This is a genomic window from Pantoea sp. BS_8 (genome assembly GCF_041954965.1).
Lineage (GTDB): Bacteria > Pseudomonadota > Gammaproteobacteria > Enterobacterales > Enterobacteriaceae > Pantoea > Pantoea stewartii.
Genome location: NZ_JAVAXU010000004.1, coordinates 74842 through 93189 on the forward strand (window position 1 = coordinate 74842; position 18348 = coordinate 93189).

An 18348-nucleotide genomic window follows, 5' to 3' on the forward strand; every position below is an offset into this window, starting at 1 on the left:
GATGAAAGTGATTATTGGCGCACTGGGCTCAGCAGGCGATGTCTTTCCCTGTATTGAGATTGGCTCGCTGTTAAAAGAAAAGAATCATGATGTTTACCTGCTCGCTAACGACTATTTCAGATCTGAGGCAGTAGATCGCGGCCTGTCCTTTGTGGCGGTCGGCGACAAAGAGACTTATGTGAAAGCCGTCCAGGATCGGTCGTTATGGGACAAAAAGCACGCCCTGAAACGGATTTCACATTATATGGCGGAACAGCAGGAGGCGATGTTCGATGCCATGAGCGCTCTTGCCGAAGATAACGCCATCATCATTCACTCTTTATGGTGTTTTGCGGCGAAAGCCGTCAGCGAGAAATACCGGTTAAAGAAATATGCTATCAGCCTGACCAATTCAAATTTAAAATTGCAGCCCGGACGTGTTATCCATGCGCTGGAAAAAAGCCTGCGTGTCAGTCTGAACTGGAAACTGGCTTTATTTCAACGGGCCCTGGTTTCGCCTGCACTCCAGCGTACCATCGACACGCTGCGACGCGACCATAATCTGCCCGCCTCTCGCAATATTTACGCTGACTGGGTCAATAACGAACCGCAGTCGATTGTGTTATACGAACCCTGGTTTTATCAAAAGAAAGCGCGCGAGGGATTTTATGCCGGTTTTTTACTGAACAAGAGCCGGGCCTCGCTGGATGACGATCGTATTACCGATTTTATTGACTCCCGTACGGTGGTCTTTTTTACCAGTTGGGCCCTGGCTGAACAATCATCCGTGACACGCGTTTTACAGGACTTAAAAACAGAAGGACTGAAGTGCGTGCTTGTTACGCCAACCGCAGCCGCGTTAGCGGTAAACGATGATGTGATGACGCTGCCGCATCTCAATATTGCCCTGACTGAAACCTGCTTATTTGCCATTCATCATGGCGGTATTGGCACCACCGCGCAGTTGCTCAAGAACGGGGTGCCTCAGCTGATTTATCCTCGCGCATTTGATCAGTTTGAAAATGCCCGCGCCCTTGAACGACTGGCCTGCGGCCTCAAGGGAAAAGGGATCAGGGAAATCAGAAAAATGGCGGCTCTTGCACGTCAGAAGAAACATAACTGCGACTTTTATGCTGTGCAACTGGCTAATCAAACCCACAGAGGTCTTGAGCTGGAACGCTTTCTGACCCGTTAAACGCGTCTTCAGGCCAGGCATCGGGGTGCATGCCTGGCCTGAAGGCATCAGACCTGGAACGCTGCGGTTAACATGCGCAGACTGCGCGCCTGTTCAGTTAAGGATTGCGATGCCGAAGCCGACTGCTCCACCAGCGCGGCATTGCTTTGTGTGACGCTGTCCATCTGCGTGACGGCAATGCTGACCTGCGAAACGCCCTGCATTTGTTCCACTGATGCCAGCGCCAGACCATCCATATACTGTGCCAGTGACGCGACTTCACTTGCCGCTTTAAGAATACTCTGGGCGGTATGATCGGCCGCCTGTACACCTTTCGCCACGCCCGCGACCGCTTCTTCAATCAGGTTACCGATTTCACGCGACGATGATGCGCTGCGCTGTGCCAGCGTACGGACTTCCGTTGCGACAACGGCAAAGCCACGACCGTGCTCACCCGCTCTTGCCGCTTCTACCGCCGCATTCAGCGCCAGAATGTTGGTCTGAAAAGCGATACTTTGAATAACCGCGGTAATCTCTTTCACTTTCGCCGCGCTCACCGAAATGCTGTGCATCGTGTGGCTCATGTCATTGACGGCTTTTTCGCTGGCGCGCGTCAGTGATTCCGTCTCCCGGGCCGAAGACGCTGTAGATTCAGCGACAGAGGTGTTATTGCGAACCGTCGCAGTAATTTGTTCCATGCTTGCCGCCGTCTGTTGCAATGCCGCAGCCTGCTCTTCCGTACGGGAGGACAGCTCGGTATTGCCCTGCGCAATTTCACTGGCCGCCAGTTCAACCGATGCCGCAGAATCTTTGATCTGGGTCACCAGGTTCCGCAAATGATTTTGCATGTTCGCCAGGGCCGTCAGCAGCTTTCCGGTTTCATCCTGACGGTTTACGGTAATCACAGAGGTCAGATCGCCCCGGGCAATGGTATCGGCCGTGTGCACCGCGACAGCCAGAGGACGAGAAATACTGCGGGAAATCAGCAGGCCCAGAATCAGGGAAATTCCCGCTGACAGTAGCAGTCCGGCCACCAGGATCACGCGCGTTTTGGTCCGCTCGCTTGTCAGTTCATCTTCACGCGATTTGAGTAACGATTTCTCCGTGACAATCATGGATTCAATCACGTTACGCATCGCATCCATTTGCACTTTACCTTCATCAGTCGCAAAGATGCCTAAAAAGTGTTGCTGGTCGAGGTTCCCCTGATTCAGACGCTCACGCGCCGCCATTACGTTACGGGCATAGCTTTCCAGCCAGTTCTTCTGTCTGCTTTCCAGATCGACTAAGCGTTGCTGCTGTACCGGATTGTCCTGCGTCAGCTGATGTGTACTCGCGGTGTAGTCGCTAAAGGCCTGTTTACCCTGATTAAAGGGTGCCAGCATTTGTGTCTGACCGCTAAGAGCATAACCCCGAAGGCCGGTTTCCATATTCAGCAGACTCTCGGTCACCTTATTCAGGCCTTCAACCACCTGATAGGTATGAACGTTAAGTTTGCTGGCCTGCGTGACGCGATTAAACCCCATATAAAACAGACTGCATACCACAATCATGACAAGCGTCATGGCACCAAACGCCATATAAAGGCGGGTTCTGATAGATGTATTGCTGAGCATAATATCTCCGCGAGTGGAAAGAGAATAATTAAATTCCATTAATTCACGAGAATAATGGCAAGGCACATTAATAAATCAGGCATATAAATTTAATGAAAAGCCTGACCACTCAACCGCTCGGTGAGTGACGTAGAAGTGAACGCATCAATGTTAAGTTGATTATTAGCGCTCTCGCGGAAATTTCCACTGCGTTACAATTTAAATTAGCGTTAGCGGAAATAACGAGAAAACAGGGAGGAGGATAATCCCTGTTATCGCCCTGTTCTCACGGTGCGCGTGGCCATAAAAAACTGAAAAATCAGACAGATTAAGCATTCAAAAAGGACAGTGAAGCCTGTTTCGTTTTACCGAACAATAAATTTGACTTAAGCGAGTAGTTGCATTCAGGTAACGAAATGTAACAGCACCTTTGGGGAGTACAGCATTACACATCGAACAGGGAACGTAAGGATTTATTATATTTTAATAATGGAGAATATCGCGCCCTTTATTAAACAGGGCACAGCTATTCTCATCATTCCTCCAAATTTCCCCTGACTTATCCTGTCGAAACGCAATTCTGACCTGCACATCTGCAGGCTCAGGTTTACGCATTCAGATACAGCTCCTCAATATAATGCAGCGCATCACAGAGCGTATCATCCGTCCCGAATCCCCCTGCTTTAGTGATAACGGGCAAATCATCGATGTCACTGTTTACGAAGGTGCCACACGGGATACAGGGCGCCACTTCGCCGTGGATACGGTAACCTTCTGCGCCGAGAGCATTCGCCACCGCGATCGCGATGTCGCCGCCCGTCAGGAACAGCCCACCCGTACGGGCACGATCCAGGATCGCTAAGGTGATATCCCCCATTCGCCGACTCAGCGTTTCGCCCAACGCCTCGCGACTCAATGCATATTTTCCGGTCAGCGCTGCAATCTGGTTACGGTCGTCCCCGTGGCTGCTGGTCTGCAGAACACAGTGCCTGTTCTGTGCAAGGATCTGGCACGCCTGCTCTACGATCTCTTTTTGCTCTTTCTCAGGAGCAAGCAGGGTTTCAACCGCGATTCTGACCACGTCAACCCGCCCCAGACGTTGCGCCTGGGCTACCTGACGCCGGGTCATTTCACTCATCGAGCCCGCCACCACCAGAACCGGAAGCGTTTGATCGCTGTCCATATAGCTGTCGGTCGGAAGCGCGTTGGCCAGTCCCGCCGCCCCAACCAGCAAAGGGCGCGTAGCCATGGAGAGAGCAGCCCGGGCAATGAGGGCCAGATCGTTATCGCTTTCTGCATCAATAATGACGATGCTGGCGAGCTGTTGGCGCAGGTTTTCAAGCCGATCTGCGAGGTCGCCACGCCTGACGTCGTCCAGCGTCATCTCCCTGACAGGCAGATCGGTCTGTAAGCCGATCAGCGTGCGGATACGCGAGGAGATAATCGGTGTGCGCGGATCGCTGGCAAACTCGGTTTCCAGCAGCGGGCGCTGGTGAACCCAGCATTCACCATTGCGCGTCATGCGCCCCGCAGACGGAATGGCTGCGGCGACAATCGCCAGCGTGGTTCCGCTGGCGGCCATAGCGGCAGCAATCTCTGCGCCGGGATTGCCACGAAAGGTAGAGTCGATTTTTTTATAGATCAGCACGCTGTTTTGCCCAGGGCGCAGCCAGGGAGACAGCGCCTGTTTCACCGCAACCGCCGCCTGTTCAGCGCTGAGTGCCCGGCTGTCTGTGTTAATTACCAGCACATCAGCGCGACGTGAGGGCTTTTGCTGTGACGTCAGCATCACTTCCGTGCGTGCCCCTTTTTTAGCCAGTTGCACGCCCGTATCATTCGCACCGGTAAAGTCGTCGGCAATAACGATCATTTTCATCGTGATTTTTCCGTAGATGAAGCGACAGCCCGTCGCTGATTACCTTTTGCCACCCAGGAAGGTCAGCATCGGCGTTAAAAGGGCGGTGACAATCACCGATGTCGCAATCAGCGGCGTTGCCGCGGCGACCACACAAGACAGAGCCGGATCGGCCTGCGCCAGCGCAGCCGGCGTGACGGCAGCAGTCCTGGCGGCGGCCCCCAGCACCAACGGGATAATCATCATTCCGCCAGGCACTTTTTCGATTGTTTCCTTAATCTTCATACCACCACCTTAGTGATTAATTATAATCACTATGATGATATTAAATCACAAGGATAAAATATGCGGCGGGAATCTCAGATTAAAACGCTGATAATTGAGCATTATCAATCAATAAAGGAGGTAAATGGCGATCGGTGTGCAAGCTTTCAATCATTTGCCCGACATAAATCGCCGCCAGGCGGCAATCACGGCCAGGAAATCTTCCTTACCGCAGAAGCACAGGCTTTCTTCATCGTAGTAATTCATGCCCTCTTCCATCTCATCGCCTTCGAAATTCAATGTATTCGCGCGGACAATGACCTCTTCATCATCCATCCAGAGCGTATATTCGCGCCCGATGCGCTGCCACTGGCGCTCACTGCCTGTAAGTTTTTGGGCTTCGGCTTCAACCTCATCCAGCACGCTGGCGTCATGCCCGACTTCTTCATTAAACCAGTGGCCTAATGCTTCATGGCCCATCGACATGCGCACTTTTACCTTGCCCGTGATGTCGCGTAAAAATTCATACTCCATGATCTTATCTCTTTGTCAGTTACTCGCGCTGTTATACCGCTATTTTTATTGCCGTGCACCTGCTTAGCGCGCCTATCCAGATTCCCTGGACGCCCCTTTTCAGGCATAAAAAAAGAGGAGCGCCGGGGCGCTCCTCTCAAACAGAACGATCGTCACCTGTCAGACGGCAGTCTGGAAAATCACGCCGTCTGCTTTTTCCGTGTACTGACTCAACTGGTCAAAGTTGAGATAGCGATAGGTGTCAGTGGCTGTTTTATCAACCTGTGCCATGAACTGCTGATACTCATCTGGCGTAGGCAGTTTACCTAACAGCGATGAGACGGCAGCCAGCTCCGCAGAGGCCAGATAGACATTAGCCCCTGTACCCAGACGGTTCGGGAAGTTACGGGTTGACGTCGAGACCACCGTTGCGCCGTCAGCCACACGTGCCTGGTTACCCATGCACAGTGAACAGCCCGGGATTTCAATACGCGCACCGCTCTTACCAAATACGCTGTAGTAACCTTCTTCTGTCAGCTGAGCCGCGTCCATTTTGGTCGGTGGCGCGACCCACAGACGGGTTGGTAACTGGCCTTTATGGCTGTCCAGCAACTTACCTGCCGCACGGAAGTGACCGATATTGGTCATGCACGAGCCGATAAAGACTTCATCAATCTTCTCACCCTGCACATCAGACAGCAGACGCGCATCGTCCGGATCGTTTGGCGCACACAGAATCGGCTCTTTGATCTCAGCCAGATCGATGTCAATCACCGCGGCATATTCCGCATCGGCGTCGGCTTCAAGCAACTGTGGATCCGCCAGCCATTTCTCCATGCCTTCGATACGGCGCTCCAGCGTACGACGATCGCCGTAGCCTTCCGAGATCATCCATTTCAAGAGGACAATGTTAGAGGTCAGGTACTCTTTGATCGGCGCCTGATCCAGCTTAATGGTACAGCCTGCAGCAGAACGTTCTGCAGACGCATCGGTCAGTTCGAACGCCTGCTCAACTTTCAGATCGGGCAGACCTTCAATTTCAAGGATGCGGCCAGAGAAGATGTTCTTCTTGCCTTTCTTCTCGACGGTCAGCAGGCCCTGCTTAATGGCATACAGCGGAATGGCGTGAACCAGATCGCGCAGCGTAATGCCAGGCTGCATTTTACCTTTGAAACGTACCAGCACCGATTCCGGCATATCGAGCGGCATAACGCCCGTTGCCGCAGCAAAGGCGACCAGGCCCGAGCCTGCAGGGAACGAAATCCCGATAGGGAAACGCGTATGAGAATCGCCACCTGTTCCGACGGTATCCGGCAGCAGCATACGGTTCAGCCAGGAGTGAATAACCCCGTCACCCGGACGCAGAGAAACCCCGCCGCGGTTCATGATGAAGTCAGGTAACGTGTGGTGCGTGTTCACATCCACCGGCTTAGGATAAGCCGCCGTGTGACAGAACGACTGCATGACCAGGTCAGCCGAAAAGCCCAGGCAGGCCAGGTCTTTCAGTTCGTCTCGGGTCATTGGACCGGTAGTATCCTGTGAGCCCACAGAGGTCATCTTAGGTTCGCAGTACGCACCAGGACGGATGCCGTCAACACCACAGGCACGGCCCACCATTTTCTGTGCCAGCGAGTAGCCACGTGTGCTTTCAGCCACGTCTTTCGCGATACGGAACACAGTGCTGGCAGGCAGCCCCAGCGATTCGCGCGCTTTGGTCGTCAGGCCACGGCCAATGATCAGGGGAATACGACCACCAGCACGGACTTCATCGATCAGAACGTCGGTTTTCAGTTCAAAACTGGCCAGCAGGTCGCCGGTTTCGTGGTTGCGGACTTCACCTTTGAAGGGATAGATATCAATGACATCGCCCATATTCAGGTTATTCACATCCACTTCAATCGGCAGCGCGCCTGCATCTTCCATGGTGTTGAAGAAGATAGGGGCAATTTTGCCACCCAGCACAACGCCACCGCCTTTTTTGTTTGGCACGTTCGGAATGTCATCGCCCATAAACCACAGCACCGAGTTGGTCGCCGATTTACGTGATGAACCGGTGCCTACAACGTCACCGACGTAGGCCAGCGGAAAACCTTTGGCCTGCAGCGCTTCAATTTGTTTGATCGGTCCGATGTTGCCTGGCTCATCTGGCTCAATGCCTTCGCGGGCATTTTTCAGCATTGCCAGCGCATGCAGAGGGATATCAGGACGTGACCAGGCATCCGGTGCCGGAGACAGATCGTCTGTATTGGTTTCGCCAGTGACTTTGAAAACCGTTACGGTAATTTTTTCAGCCAGCTCTGGACGTGACAGATACCATTCGGCATCCGCCCATGACTGCATCACCTGTTTCGCATGCGCGTTGCCTGCTTTGGCTTTTTCTTCAACGTCGTAAAAGCTGTCAAACATCAGCAACGTGTGGGAAAGCGCTTTTGCCGCAATCGGCGCGAGTTTCGCATCATCTAATGCTTCAATCAGAGGATGGATGTTGTAACCGCCCTGCATGGTACCGAGCAGTTCAACGGCTTTTTCAGGAGATACCAGAGGAGAGGTTGTTTCGCCTTTGGCGACAGCAGCCAGGAAACCTGCTTTAACATACGCCGCTTCATCGACGCCGGGTGGTACGCGGTTGACCAACAAATCGGTCAAAAATTCTTCTTCACCCGCAGGTGGATTTTTTAGCAGTTCAACCAGCGCGGCCATCTGGGAAGCATCTAATGGCTTAGGTACGATCCCTTGGGCAGCACGCTCGGCAACGTGCTTACGGTATTCTTCTAGCACGACGTTCTCCTCGCTCTCATTGTATGGGTTTCCGGTGCACCCTGATGACAACGCATTCCATGAGTAGGGTAAGGTGCCCGGTTCCGCGTGGGGCAGCATAGCAGGATTTCAACAGCTTGTTAATCTGTTTACAAAAAAGCAACATTGCGGTTTTCTGCAGCAGAATGCGCTACCTGAACAGAGATAAACGAAAAAAACGCAGGGCTTAATGCCCTGCCGGTTAACCCAGTCATTTCGCTGTAAGCTTAACGATCGATCATGCCATATTCTGCATCCGCATAGCGTTCACCCCGCACGTTTTGCGGCGCAAAGAGCCTGTCCAGCGTGTCACTGTCCGCCCCTGTCAGGACGACATTCGCTGCGGCACAGTTTTCTTCCAGATGATGGACCTTGCTCGCTCCCGGAATCGGCACAATATCTTCCCCCTTCGCCATGACCCATGCCAGCGCCAGTTGTGCCGCAGTAATACCATAACTGTGTGCCATCTCAGTGAGCTGCGCGACTAACTTTTGGTTATGTTCCTGTGCCTGCTCCTGAAAACGGGGCAAACTGCGGCGGAAGTCATGCGGATCCAGCGCGTCCACGGACGTCAGTTTGCCCGTCAGGAAGCCCCGGCCCAACGGACTGTAAGGCACAAAACCGACATTCAGTTCACGACAGGTCGCCAGAATGTCCTACTCGGGATCGCGGGTCCAGAGTGAGTATTCGCTTTGTAAGGCAGAAACGGGATGGACGGCACAGGCGCGCCGCAGCGTAGCAGATGAGACTTCAGACAACCCAATATAGCGGGCTTTTCCCTCTTTAATCAGATCCGCCATCGTGCCAATCACGTCTTCAATCGGTACGCTCGGATCAAAACGGTGCTGGTAAAGCAGATCGATATGATCGGTCCCCAAACGGGTTAACGATCCTTCGACTGCACGGCGAATATGCTGAGGCTGGCTGTTAACGCCCGTCATCTTTTCCCAGCCCTGACCTTCGCCAGTAATCGCAAAACCAAATTTTGTGGCAACCGTGATATTGTCGCGGCGGCCTTTAAGGGCTTTAGCGATGAGCACCTCGTTGGTAAAGGGACCGTAGATTTCGGCGGTATCCAGAAAGTTGATGCCCAGTTCAAACGCGCGCGACAGCGTATTTAATGCCTGCTGCTCATCATGATTGCCATAGGCGAAGGTCATGCCCATACAGCCGAGTCCCAGTGCTGAAACGCGTAATCCCTGATTACCCAATTGACGTTGTTGCATGATGTTTTCCTCTTTGTTGCGGTGTTATTGTTATAATCCTCATCAATACCAACAACAATTGCGCTATTCTTGCCCATTCAGTGAGGAAAATTCATCAATGACACTTTCGCGGGCCACCCTGCAGGAACTGGAAATGTTCAGCGCCATTGCGCACCACCGGAGCTTCCGCAAAGCCGCACAGGCACGCAACGTGACGCCGTCTGCGCTGAGCCACGCCATGCGTCATTTCGAACAACGGCTAGGAGTGAGATTACTCAACCGCACGACGCGCAGTGTCTCACTGACCCAGGCTGGACAACATTTCCTGCAGCGCATTCAGCCTGCCTTACTTGATTTATCGCAGGCCGTGGATGAACTTAACGACTGGCGAGCCCGGCCTCACGGTACGCTGAAACTCAATATGCCCCGCTCTGCAGAAGCGCTGTTTTTTGACAGCCTGATCCTGCCATTCCTCCAGCGCTATCCGGACATTACGCTGGAAATTGACAGTAACGATGCGCTGGTGGATATCCTTGAAGCCGGTTTTGATGCAGGCATTCGCTACGGTGATGTGCTGGCGCAGGATATGATCGCCCTGCCCTTTGGCCCGGCAATGCGTACACTGGTTGTCGCAAGCCCGGCGTTTATCGAACGTCATGGTGCCCCGCAAACACCGGACGATCTGCTGCAGTTTCCCTGCATTGAGCGGCGTTTCCCGAGCGGGCAACGCTATCGCTGGGAATTCATGCACGCAGGGAAAAAGCGGGAAGTCGCCGTCAGTGGCTCTCTGGTGCTGGACAACAACGAACGAATATTGCAGGCCGCCCTTGCGGGAGCAGGGATTGCTTTTCTGCAGGAGGCCGTGGTCAGTGCCAGTCTGCGAAGTGGCTCACTCGTTGAGCTGTTAAGTCACTATACGGAGAATGCCGATGGCTTCTGGCTCTACTATCCTGGCAGGCGTTATGTCTCTGCACCATTACGTCATTTTATTGACTGGTTACGTGTCAATAATAACGAAGTGATCAACCATCAAAATTAACAGCAACATAAGAACCGAGAAATAATTATTTTAAAATAGTCATGAAAGAATCAGCATAAATAACATTTAAAATATAAAAGACAGAAATTTTTATTAATTAGCATTATGAAAAAATAAAAAACCAGGGGACAGTAAAATAATAAATGCGTAGACTGCGGTTGGGCGCCTGAAGCTTTCTGCTTTGGATAAGAACCTGAGGTGGAAAGAGGAAGGAACCGCTCACATTAATCAGTCAACTAATGCGAGCGGAGGTCACTACCCTAACACCTCAACACTGTCAGGGTAGCCCCTCGCTCGATGAAAATCAAGAGAGGTGCCACCATGAAGTCGAAATACGGTTTACTTGTTATTAGCGGGTTAATTCTCTTAGGATTGAGTTTATCAAACCGAGGTTCATTATGTGAGCTTCGCCTCAGAATAATGAGTGCTGAACTTTCGGCTGTCTTGAATTACGAAACCAGGCAGTAAAACTTCGTTAGTGGCGGAGTTTACTCCGCCCTACATGCCAGTGTAAATGTGTTAGCGCAGGCGCCCTTTCCTTTATTGATTTTCTTATTCGATAATAATCAGCATAAAAAAACGGCCCCATAAGGGGCCGCTATGACTGTCCTGAGACTTATTTCTTCTTCGCTTTCGCGTTAGGCAGATCGGTGATGCTGCCTTCAAAGATTTCGGCCGCCAGTCCTACGGATTCATGCAGGGTTGGGTGCGCATGAATGGTCAGCGCAATATCTTCTGCGTCACAGCCCATTTCAATGGCCAGACCGATTTCACCCAGCAGTTCACCGCCGTTCGTTCCGACAATGGCACCACCGATAACACGATGGGTCTCTTTGTCGAAAATCAGTTTGGTGATGCCATCTGCACAGTCAGAAGCAATCGCACGGCCTGATGCCGCCCACGGGAACGTGGCGGTTTCATAGCTGATGCCTTTCTCTTTCGCTTCTTTCTCAGTCAGACCGACCCAGGCAACTTCTGGCTCAGTATAGGCAATGGAAGGAATCACTTTCGGATCGAAGTAGTGTTTCAGACCTGAAATGACTTCTGCCGCAACATGGCCTTCATGCACGCCTTTGTGTGCCAGCATTGGCTGACCTACAATGTCGCCGATCGCATAAATGTGTGGCACATTGGTGCGCATCTGCTTGTCAACGCGGATGAAGCCGCGATCGTCAACTTCGACACCGGCTTTGTCAGCATCCAGGCCTTTACCGTTCGGTACACGACCAATCGCAACCAGAACCGCATCATAACGCTGAGCCTCACCCGGCGCTTTTTTGCCTTCCATCGAAACATAGATACCGTCGTCTTTGGCTTCTACGGCGGTCACCTTGGTTTCCAGCATCAGGTTAAATTTCTTGCTGATACGTTTGGTAAAGACTTTAACCACGTCTTTATCGGCCGCCGGGATAACCTGGTCAAACATCTCGACCACGTCGATCTCTGAACCCAGCGCATGGTAAACGGTAGCCATTTCCAGACCGATGATTCCGCCACCCATAACCAGCAGACGCTTAGGCACTTCTTTCAGTTCCAGCGCGTCAGTGGAATCCCATACACGAGGATCTTCATGAGGAATGAACGGCAGTTCGATAGGACGTGAACCTGCAGCGATAATGGCGTTATCGAAGTTAATAGTGGTTGCGCCACCTTCACCTTCGACCACCAGCGTATTGGCACCGGTAAATTTGCCCAGGCCATTAACCACTTTCACTTTACGCCCTTTCGCCATGCCAGACAGGCCGCCGGTCAGTTGGTTAATCACCTTCTCTTTCCAGCTACGGATTTTGTTGATATCCGTTTGCGGCTGACCAAACACAATGCCGTGTTCTTCGAGCGCTTTCGCTTCTTCAATCACTTTAGCAACGTGCAGCAGCGCTTTAGACGGGATACAGCCTACGTTAAGACAGACACCACCGAGGGTGCTGTAGCGCTCAACCAGTACGGTTTCCAGACCTAAGTCAGCGCAACGAAAAGCTGCAGAGTAACCTGCAGGACCTGCCCCAAGTACCACGACCTGAGTTTTAATCTCTGTACTCATCATGACCTCTTATTGGATTTCCGGCGGGTCAGACGCTGAGCCTATCCCATTAGGCTAGTTAACTGGCCATATTGCGTCTGCTGCTGCAAACATTCCCCTATCGGATTTGCCTGCCGTGACTCAATCTGACTGCGCCAATTATGCCTAATGGAATAGGCTCATAATGTCCTTATTCCACCGGGACATGTTCACCGCAAGAGTTTACAGAATTGTTAATAAACTGCCAACAGCGGTGCCCTGAATGTTACAAAAAGGCCGGCATTTGCCGGCCTTTTGCGCTTTTTACATAACCAGACGACGAATGTCTGACAGCATATTGCCAATAATAGTAATGAAACGTGCACCATCCGCACCGTCGATAACACGGTGATCGAAGGACAGAGAGATCGGCATCATCAGACGTGGTGCAAACTCTTTACCGTTCCATACAGGCTCCATTGCGGATTTGGACACGCCAAGGATGGCCACTTCCGGCGCGTTAACAATCGGCGCAAAGTGCGTGGTGCCCAGGCCGCCCAGGCTGGAGATGGTGAAACAACCGCCCTGCATATCGCCTGCGGTCAGTTTGCCATCGCGCGCCTTTTTAGAGACCGCCATCAGCTCACGAGACAGCTCGGTGATGCCCTTCTTGTTCACGTCTTTAAAGACCGGAACGACCAGACCATTTGGCGTATCGACCGCCACGCCGATGTTGATGTATTTTTTCAACGTCAGCTTCTGCGCGTCTTCAGACAGGGAGCTGTTGAAACGTGGCATCTGCTCAAGCGCTGCAGCGACAGCTTTCATGATGAAAACCACTGGCGTGTATTTCACGTCCAGTTTGCGCTTCTCGGCTTCGGCGTTCTGCTGCTTTCGGAAAGCTTCCAGATCGGTAATATCGGTTTTATCAAAGTGGGTTACGTGTGGGATCATCACCCAGTTACGGCTCAGGTTGGCACCCGAGATTTTCTGGATACGGCCCAGTTCCACTTCTTCAACTTCACCGAACTTACTGAAGTCAACTTTCGGCCATGGCAGCATGCCCGGCAATCCGCCACCGCTGGCTGCGGCTGGCGCAGCCTCTGCGCGTTTCACTGCATCTTTCACGTAAGCCTGAACGTCTTCTTTCAGGATACGGCCTTTGCGTCCTGTGCCTTTCACCTTCGCCAGGTTAACGCCAAATTCACGCGCCAGGCGACGAATCACCGGCGTGGCGTGCACATAGGCTTCATTCTCAGCAAACTCGCCTTTGCTGTCTGCTTTTGGTGCAGGGGCAGCGGCAGGCTTAGATTCCGCCGCCGCAGGTGCAGGGGCCGACTCTTTCTTAGCCGCCGGTGCCGCGGCAGGGGCAGCGCCTTCCACTTCAAACACCATGATCAGCGAACCGGTGCTGACTTTATCGCCCGTCGCGACTTTCAGTTCTTTGACGGTGCCCGCGAACGGTGCCGGAACTTCCATCGACGCCTTATCGCCTTCCACTACAATCAGTGACTGCTCAGCCTCGACTTTATCGCCGACCTTCACCAGCACTTCGGTGACTTCAACTTCGTCGCCGCCGATGTCAGGTACGTTAACGTCTTTTGCCCCTGCGGCCGCAGCGGGTGCCGTCGCAGCCTCTTCTTTCACTTCTGGCTTCGCATCAGCAGCCGGTGCAGCACCCTCTGTTTCAAAGACCATGATGTGAGAGCCGGTATTCACTTTATCGCCGGTGGCGATTTTAATCGCTTTCACCACGCCCGCGAACGGTGCCGGGACTTCCATTGAGGCTTTGTCGCCTTCAACGACGATCAGCGATTGTTCAGCTTCAACTTTGTCGCCCACTTTCACCAGAATTTCGGTGACTTCGACTTCGTCACCACCGATATCCGGTACGTTAACGTCTTTGCTGGCGCTGGCAGACGCAGCGGCGGCAGGGGCGGCCTCAGCTTTTTTCTCTTGAGCTGGCGCCGGTGCCGCTTCAGCAGCACCTTCTGCGTCAAACATCATGATCAGCGAGCCGGTTTCCACTTTGTCACCGGTTGCGATTTTGATCTCTTTTACTACGCCGGCCTGCGGCGAAGGCACTTCCATAGAAGCTTTATCGCCTTCTACAGTGATCAGCGACTGCTCGGCTTCCACCTTATCGCCAACCTTGACCAGAATTTCGGTGACTTCAACTTCGTCTGACCCGATATCCGGTACCTTGATTTCAATAGCCATTACTCTGTTACCTCTTAAGCCAGACGCGGGTTAACTTTATCGGCATCGATCTTGAACTTCACGATCGCATCCGCCACGACTTTCTTATCGATTTCGCCACGTTTAGCCAGTTCACCCAGCGCGGCTACCACAACGTATGCTGCATCCACTTCAAAGTGGTGACGCAGATTTTCACGGCTGTCAGAGCGGCCAAAGCCGTCGGTGCCCAGCACACGGTAATCGCTTGAAGGCACGTAGCTGCGAACCTGCTCAGCAAACAGCTTCATGTAGTCAGTTGATGCGACAGCGGGTGCTTCGTTCATCACCTGAGCGATGTAAGGCACACGCGGCGCTTCTGTCGGATGCAGCATGTTCCAGCGCTCACAATCCTGACCATCGCGGGCCAGTTCGGTGAACGAGGTGACGCTGTAAACGTCCGAACCGATGCCGTAATCAGCCGACAGGATCTGCGCGGCTTCACGCACATGGCGCAGGATAGAACCTGAACCCAACAGCTGAACTTTACCTTTGCTACCGTCTACGGTTTCCAGCTTGTAGATACCTTTACGGATACCTTCTTCGGCACCTTTCGGCATCGCTGGCATGTGGTAGTTTTCGTTCAGCGTAGTGATGTAGTAATAAATGTTTTCCTGCGCTTCACCGTACATGCGTACCAGACCGTCGTGCATGATGACAGCCACTTCGTAGGCATACGCTGGATCGTAGGAGATACAGTTTGGAATGGTCAGTGACTGAATATGGCTGTGACCATCTTCATGCTGCAGACCTTCACCATTTAGCGTAGTACGGCCTGAGGTACCGCCGACCAGGAAGCCGCGCGCCTGCTGGTCACCCGCCAGCCACATCAAATCACCAATGCGCTGGAAGCCAAACATCGAATAATAGATGTAGAACGGAATCATCGGCAGGTTGTTAGTGCTGTAAGAGGTCGCCGCCGCCAGCCAGGACGATCCTGCGCCCAGCTCGTTGATCCCTTCCTGCAGAATCTGACCTTTCTCGTCTTCTTTATAGTAAGCCACCTGCTCGCGGTCCTGCGGCGTGTACTGCTGACCGTTCGGGCTGTAGATACCAATCTGACGGAACAGGCCCTCCATACCAAAGGTACGGGCTTCATCGGCAAGAATCGGCACCAGACGATCTTTAATCGACTTGTTCTTCAGCATCACATTCAGCGCACGCACAAACGCGATGGTGGTAGAGATCTCTTTGTTCTGCTCTTCCAGCAGCGCACTGAACTCTTCCAGCGCCGGCATTTCCAGCTTTTCCGTGAAGTTAGGCTGACGTGAAGGCAGGTAACCGCCTAACTTCTCGCGCTGACCATGCAGGTAGTTGTACTCTTCGGAGCCTTTCTCAAAGGTGATGTAAGGCAGCGACTCAATTTTGTCGTCTTCGACCGGCACGTTGAAACGATCACGGATATAGCGTACGCCATCCATGTTCATCTTCTTCACCTGGTGCGCGATGTTCTTGCCTTCTGCGGTGTCACCCATACCGTAACCTTTGATGGTATGAGCCAGAATCAGAACCGGCTTGCCTTTGGTGTCCTGCGCTTTTTTCAGTGCCGCGTAAATTTTCTTCGGATCGTGACCACCACGGTTCAGTGACCAAATCTCATCGTCTGACCAGTCTTTCACCAGCGCAGCGGTTTCCGGATATTTACCGAAGAAGTGCTCACGCACGTAGGCACCATCACGCGATTTAAACGTCTGGTAGTCGCCGTCGACGGTTTCGTTCATCAGCTGGATCAGTTTACCGCTGGTGTCATTGCGCAGCAGTTCATCCCAACGACCGCCCCAGATAACCTTGATCACTTCCCAGCCAGCACCGGCAAAAATGCCTTCCAGCTCGTTGATGATCTTACCGTTACCGGTGACCGGTCCATCCAGACGCTGCAGGTTACAGTTGATGATAAAGACCAGGTTATCCAGTTTTTCACGGGTCGCGATAGTGATCGCACCTTTGGATTCTGGTTCATCCATCTCGCCGTCGCCCAGGAACGCGTAAACGGTCTGGCCAGAGGTGTCTTTCAGACCACGGTGTTCCAGGTACTTCAGGAACTTAGCCTGATAGATAGCGTTGAGTGGGCCCAGGCCCATTGAAACGGTCGGGAACTGCCAGAACTCCGGCATCAGTTTTGGATGCGGATAAGAAGACAGGCCTTTGCCATCGACTTCCTGACGGAAGTTATTCATCTGCTCTTCGGTCAGACGGCCTTCCAGGAAAGCACGGGCATAGATACCCGGAGAAATGTGGCCCTGGAAGTACACCAGATCGCCGCCATCTTTCTCACTGCGCGCGCGGAAGAAGTGGTTAAAACACACTTCATAGATAGTGGCAGAAGACTGGAAGGAGGACATGTGGCCGCCAAGCTCCAGATCTTTCTTCGATGCGCGCAACACCGACATGATGGCATTCCAGCGGATAGCGGATCGGATACGACGTTCAAGTGAGGTGTTGCCCGGATATTCCGGTTCATCTTCAACGGCAATAGAGTTGATATAGTTACTGATAGCGGCAGCACCGCCAGCAACTTTCACACCGCCTTTACGGGCTGCACTCAGCACCTGATCAATCAGATACTGTGCACGTTCAACACCTTCTTCACGGATGACCGATTCGATCGCCTGTAGCCAGTCACGAGTTTCAATCGGATCCACGTCATTGTGTAAACGTTCTGACATGGGGGTATTCCTTATCTGTGTCTAATACGTTGAAAAATCGGGAGCCTGTTAACGTCAGGGAGACAGGCTCGTCGCACATGTCCGCACGATCTTTGCCGCGCGTTATTCCTTACGTTGCTGTAAACGACGTAGGGAGCGTTCTCGACGGCTCTGCTCCCGACTTCTGTCCAGCAAGATTTCCTCAATGAACGCCAGGTGACGGTGTGATGCCTCGCGTGCTTGTTCTGGCTCACGAGCCACAATCGCCTCAAAAATTCTGGCGCGGTGACCGCTCACTTTCGCCAGCATTTCCCGGCGAGAGTAGAGCAATTCAAAATTCTGTCGGACATTCTGTTCCAGCATAGGGCCCATTGATCGTAGCAAATGCAAAAGCACGACATTATGGGCCGCTTCTGTGACAGCGATCTGATACTTCATCACTGCGTCTGCTTCAGCGTCGAGATCGCCGCTGTCCTGCGCCTGTTGGATATGAAGATGACAGTCGCGAATACGCTGCAAATCTTCTTCTGTGCCACGCAATGCCGCATAGTAAGCCGCAATGCCTTCTAAAGCGTGGCGCGTTTCCAGCAGATCAAACTGAGATTCCGGATGTTCGGCGAGTAGCTCTACGAGTGGATCGCTCATGCTCTGCCAGAGATGTTTTTGTACGAATGTTCCGCCGCCCTGACGGCGTAGTAACAATCCTTTCGCTTCTAATCGCTGGATTGCCTCACGGAGAGACGGACGTGAAACATCGAATTGTTTGGCGAGTTCGCGCTCGGGGAGCAACTTCTCTCCCGGCTGCAGCGTCCCTTCCATAATGAGGGATTCCAGTTGCTGCTCAATCGCATCGGAGAGTTTGGGTTGACGAATCTTGCTATAAGCCATCTTCCCTTCTTAAAGTATGCCGGTCAAACAAAGTAAATTGGTAATACCAATTCAAAAAAGGTGCCCGTAAAGTAACAAAGTATTCACCTTGTGTCTATACGGCATCTGTGACACTTCAGTGAAGGAATGCGGGATGCGCGCGTTAAATCCAGAGATAAAAG

Annotated in this window: 11 protein-coding genes and 1 pseudogene; 2 read left to right on the forward strand and 10 right to left on the reverse strand. The window is 52.6% G+C overall.

Annotated features, from left to right (window positions below):
- Position 1: 1 nt before the first annotated feature.
- Positions 2–1174: a nucleotide disphospho-sugar-binding domain-containing protein gene (locus RAC65_RS10765; RefSeq protein WP_205955979.1), complete on the forward strand. Its 1173-nt coding sequence runs from the start codon at positions 2–4 to the stop codon at positions 1172–1174.
- 47 nt (positions 1175–1221) lie between these two features.
- Here the strand turns inward: RAC65_RS10765 and RAC65_RS10770 are convergent, their stop codons facing one another.
- From RAC65_RS10770 to RAC65_RS10795, 6 genes and pseudogenes are all read right to left on the reverse strand, one after another.
- On the reverse strand, positions 1222–2769 hold the full coding sequence (locus RAC65_RS10770) for a methyl-accepting chemotaxis protein (protein WP_375096685.1): 1548 nt from the start codon (positions 2767–2769) through the stop codon (positions 1222–1224).
- A gap of 586 nt (positions 2770–3355) precedes the next feature.
- On the reverse strand, positions 3356–4624 hold the full coding sequence (locus tag RAC65_RS10775) for a four-carbon acid sugar kinase family protein (RefSeq protein WP_375096686.1): 1269 nt from the start codon (positions 4622–4624) through the stop codon (positions 3356–3358).
- Between the two features lie 39 nt (positions 4625–4663).
- On the reverse strand, positions 4664–4888 hold the full coding sequence (locus RAC65_RS10780) for a 2-keto-3-deoxygluconate permease (RefSeq protein ID WP_375096687.1): 225 nt from the start codon (positions 4886–4888) through the stop codon (positions 4664–4666).
- Between the two features lie 150 nt (positions 4889–5038).
- Positions 5039–5401: a protein YacL gene (gene yacL / locus RAC65_RS10785; protein WP_006117708.1), complete on the reverse strand. Its 363-nt coding sequence runs from the start codon at positions 5399–5401 to the stop codon at positions 5039–5041.
- Positions 5402–5560: 159 nt separating this feature from the next.
- A complete protein-coding gene (gene acnB / locus RAC65_RS10790; protein ID WP_072021701.1) occupies positions 5561–8158 on the reverse strand; it encodes a bifunctional aconitate hydratase 2/2-methylisocitrate dehydratase in 2598 nt (865 codons plus the stop codon).
- Positions 8159–8403: 245 nt separating this feature from the next.
- Positions 8404–9402, reverse strand: a pseudogene (locus RAC65_RS10795) (aldo/keto reductase).
- Between the two features lie 97 nt (positions 9403–9499).
- On the opposite strand from RAC65_RS10795, the gene RAC65_RS10800 reads away from it, so the two are divergent.
- Entirely contained in the window at positions 9500–10420 is a 921-nt protein-coding gene (locus tag RAC65_RS10800) for a LysR family transcriptional regulator (RefSeq protein WP_006117705.1), read from the forward strand.
- A gap of 616 nt (positions 10421–11036) precedes the next feature.
- Here the strand turns inward: RAC65_RS10800 and lpdA are convergent.
- The 4 genes from lpdA to pdhR all read right to left on the reverse strand — a co-directional run bounded on the left by lpdA (position 11037) and on the right by pdhR (position 18187).
- The gene (gene lpdA, locus RAC65_RS10805) at positions 11037–12461 is read right to left on the reverse strand and encodes a dihydrolipoyl dehydrogenase (RefSeq protein ID WP_028724707.1); all 1425 of its coding nucleotides are present in this window, start codon (positions 12459–12461) and stop codon (positions 11037–11039) included.
- A gap of 282 nt (positions 12462–12743) precedes the next feature.
- Entirely contained in the window at positions 12744–14639 is a 1896-nt protein-coding gene (aceF, locus tag RAC65_RS10810; RefSeq protein ID WP_033740275.1) for a pyruvate dehydrogenase complex dihydrolipoyllysine-residue acetyltransferase, read from the reverse strand.
- Between the two features lie 14 nt (positions 14640–14653).
- Entirely contained in the window at positions 14654–17320 is a 2667-nt protein-coding gene (gene aceE / locus RAC65_RS10815) for a pyruvate dehydrogenase (acetyl-transferring), homodimeric type (protein WP_033740274.1), read from the reverse strand.
- Between the two features lie 102 nt (positions 17321–17422).
- Positions 17423–18187 carry a pyruvate dehydrogenase complex transcriptional repressor PdhR gene (gene pdhR / locus RAC65_RS10820; RefSeq protein WP_033740273.1) on the reverse strand — a complete coding sequence of 255 codons (765 nt, stop codon included), beginning with the start codon at positions 18185–18187 and terminating at the stop codon, positions 17423–17425.
- Positions 18188–18348: the final 161 nt, after the last annotated feature.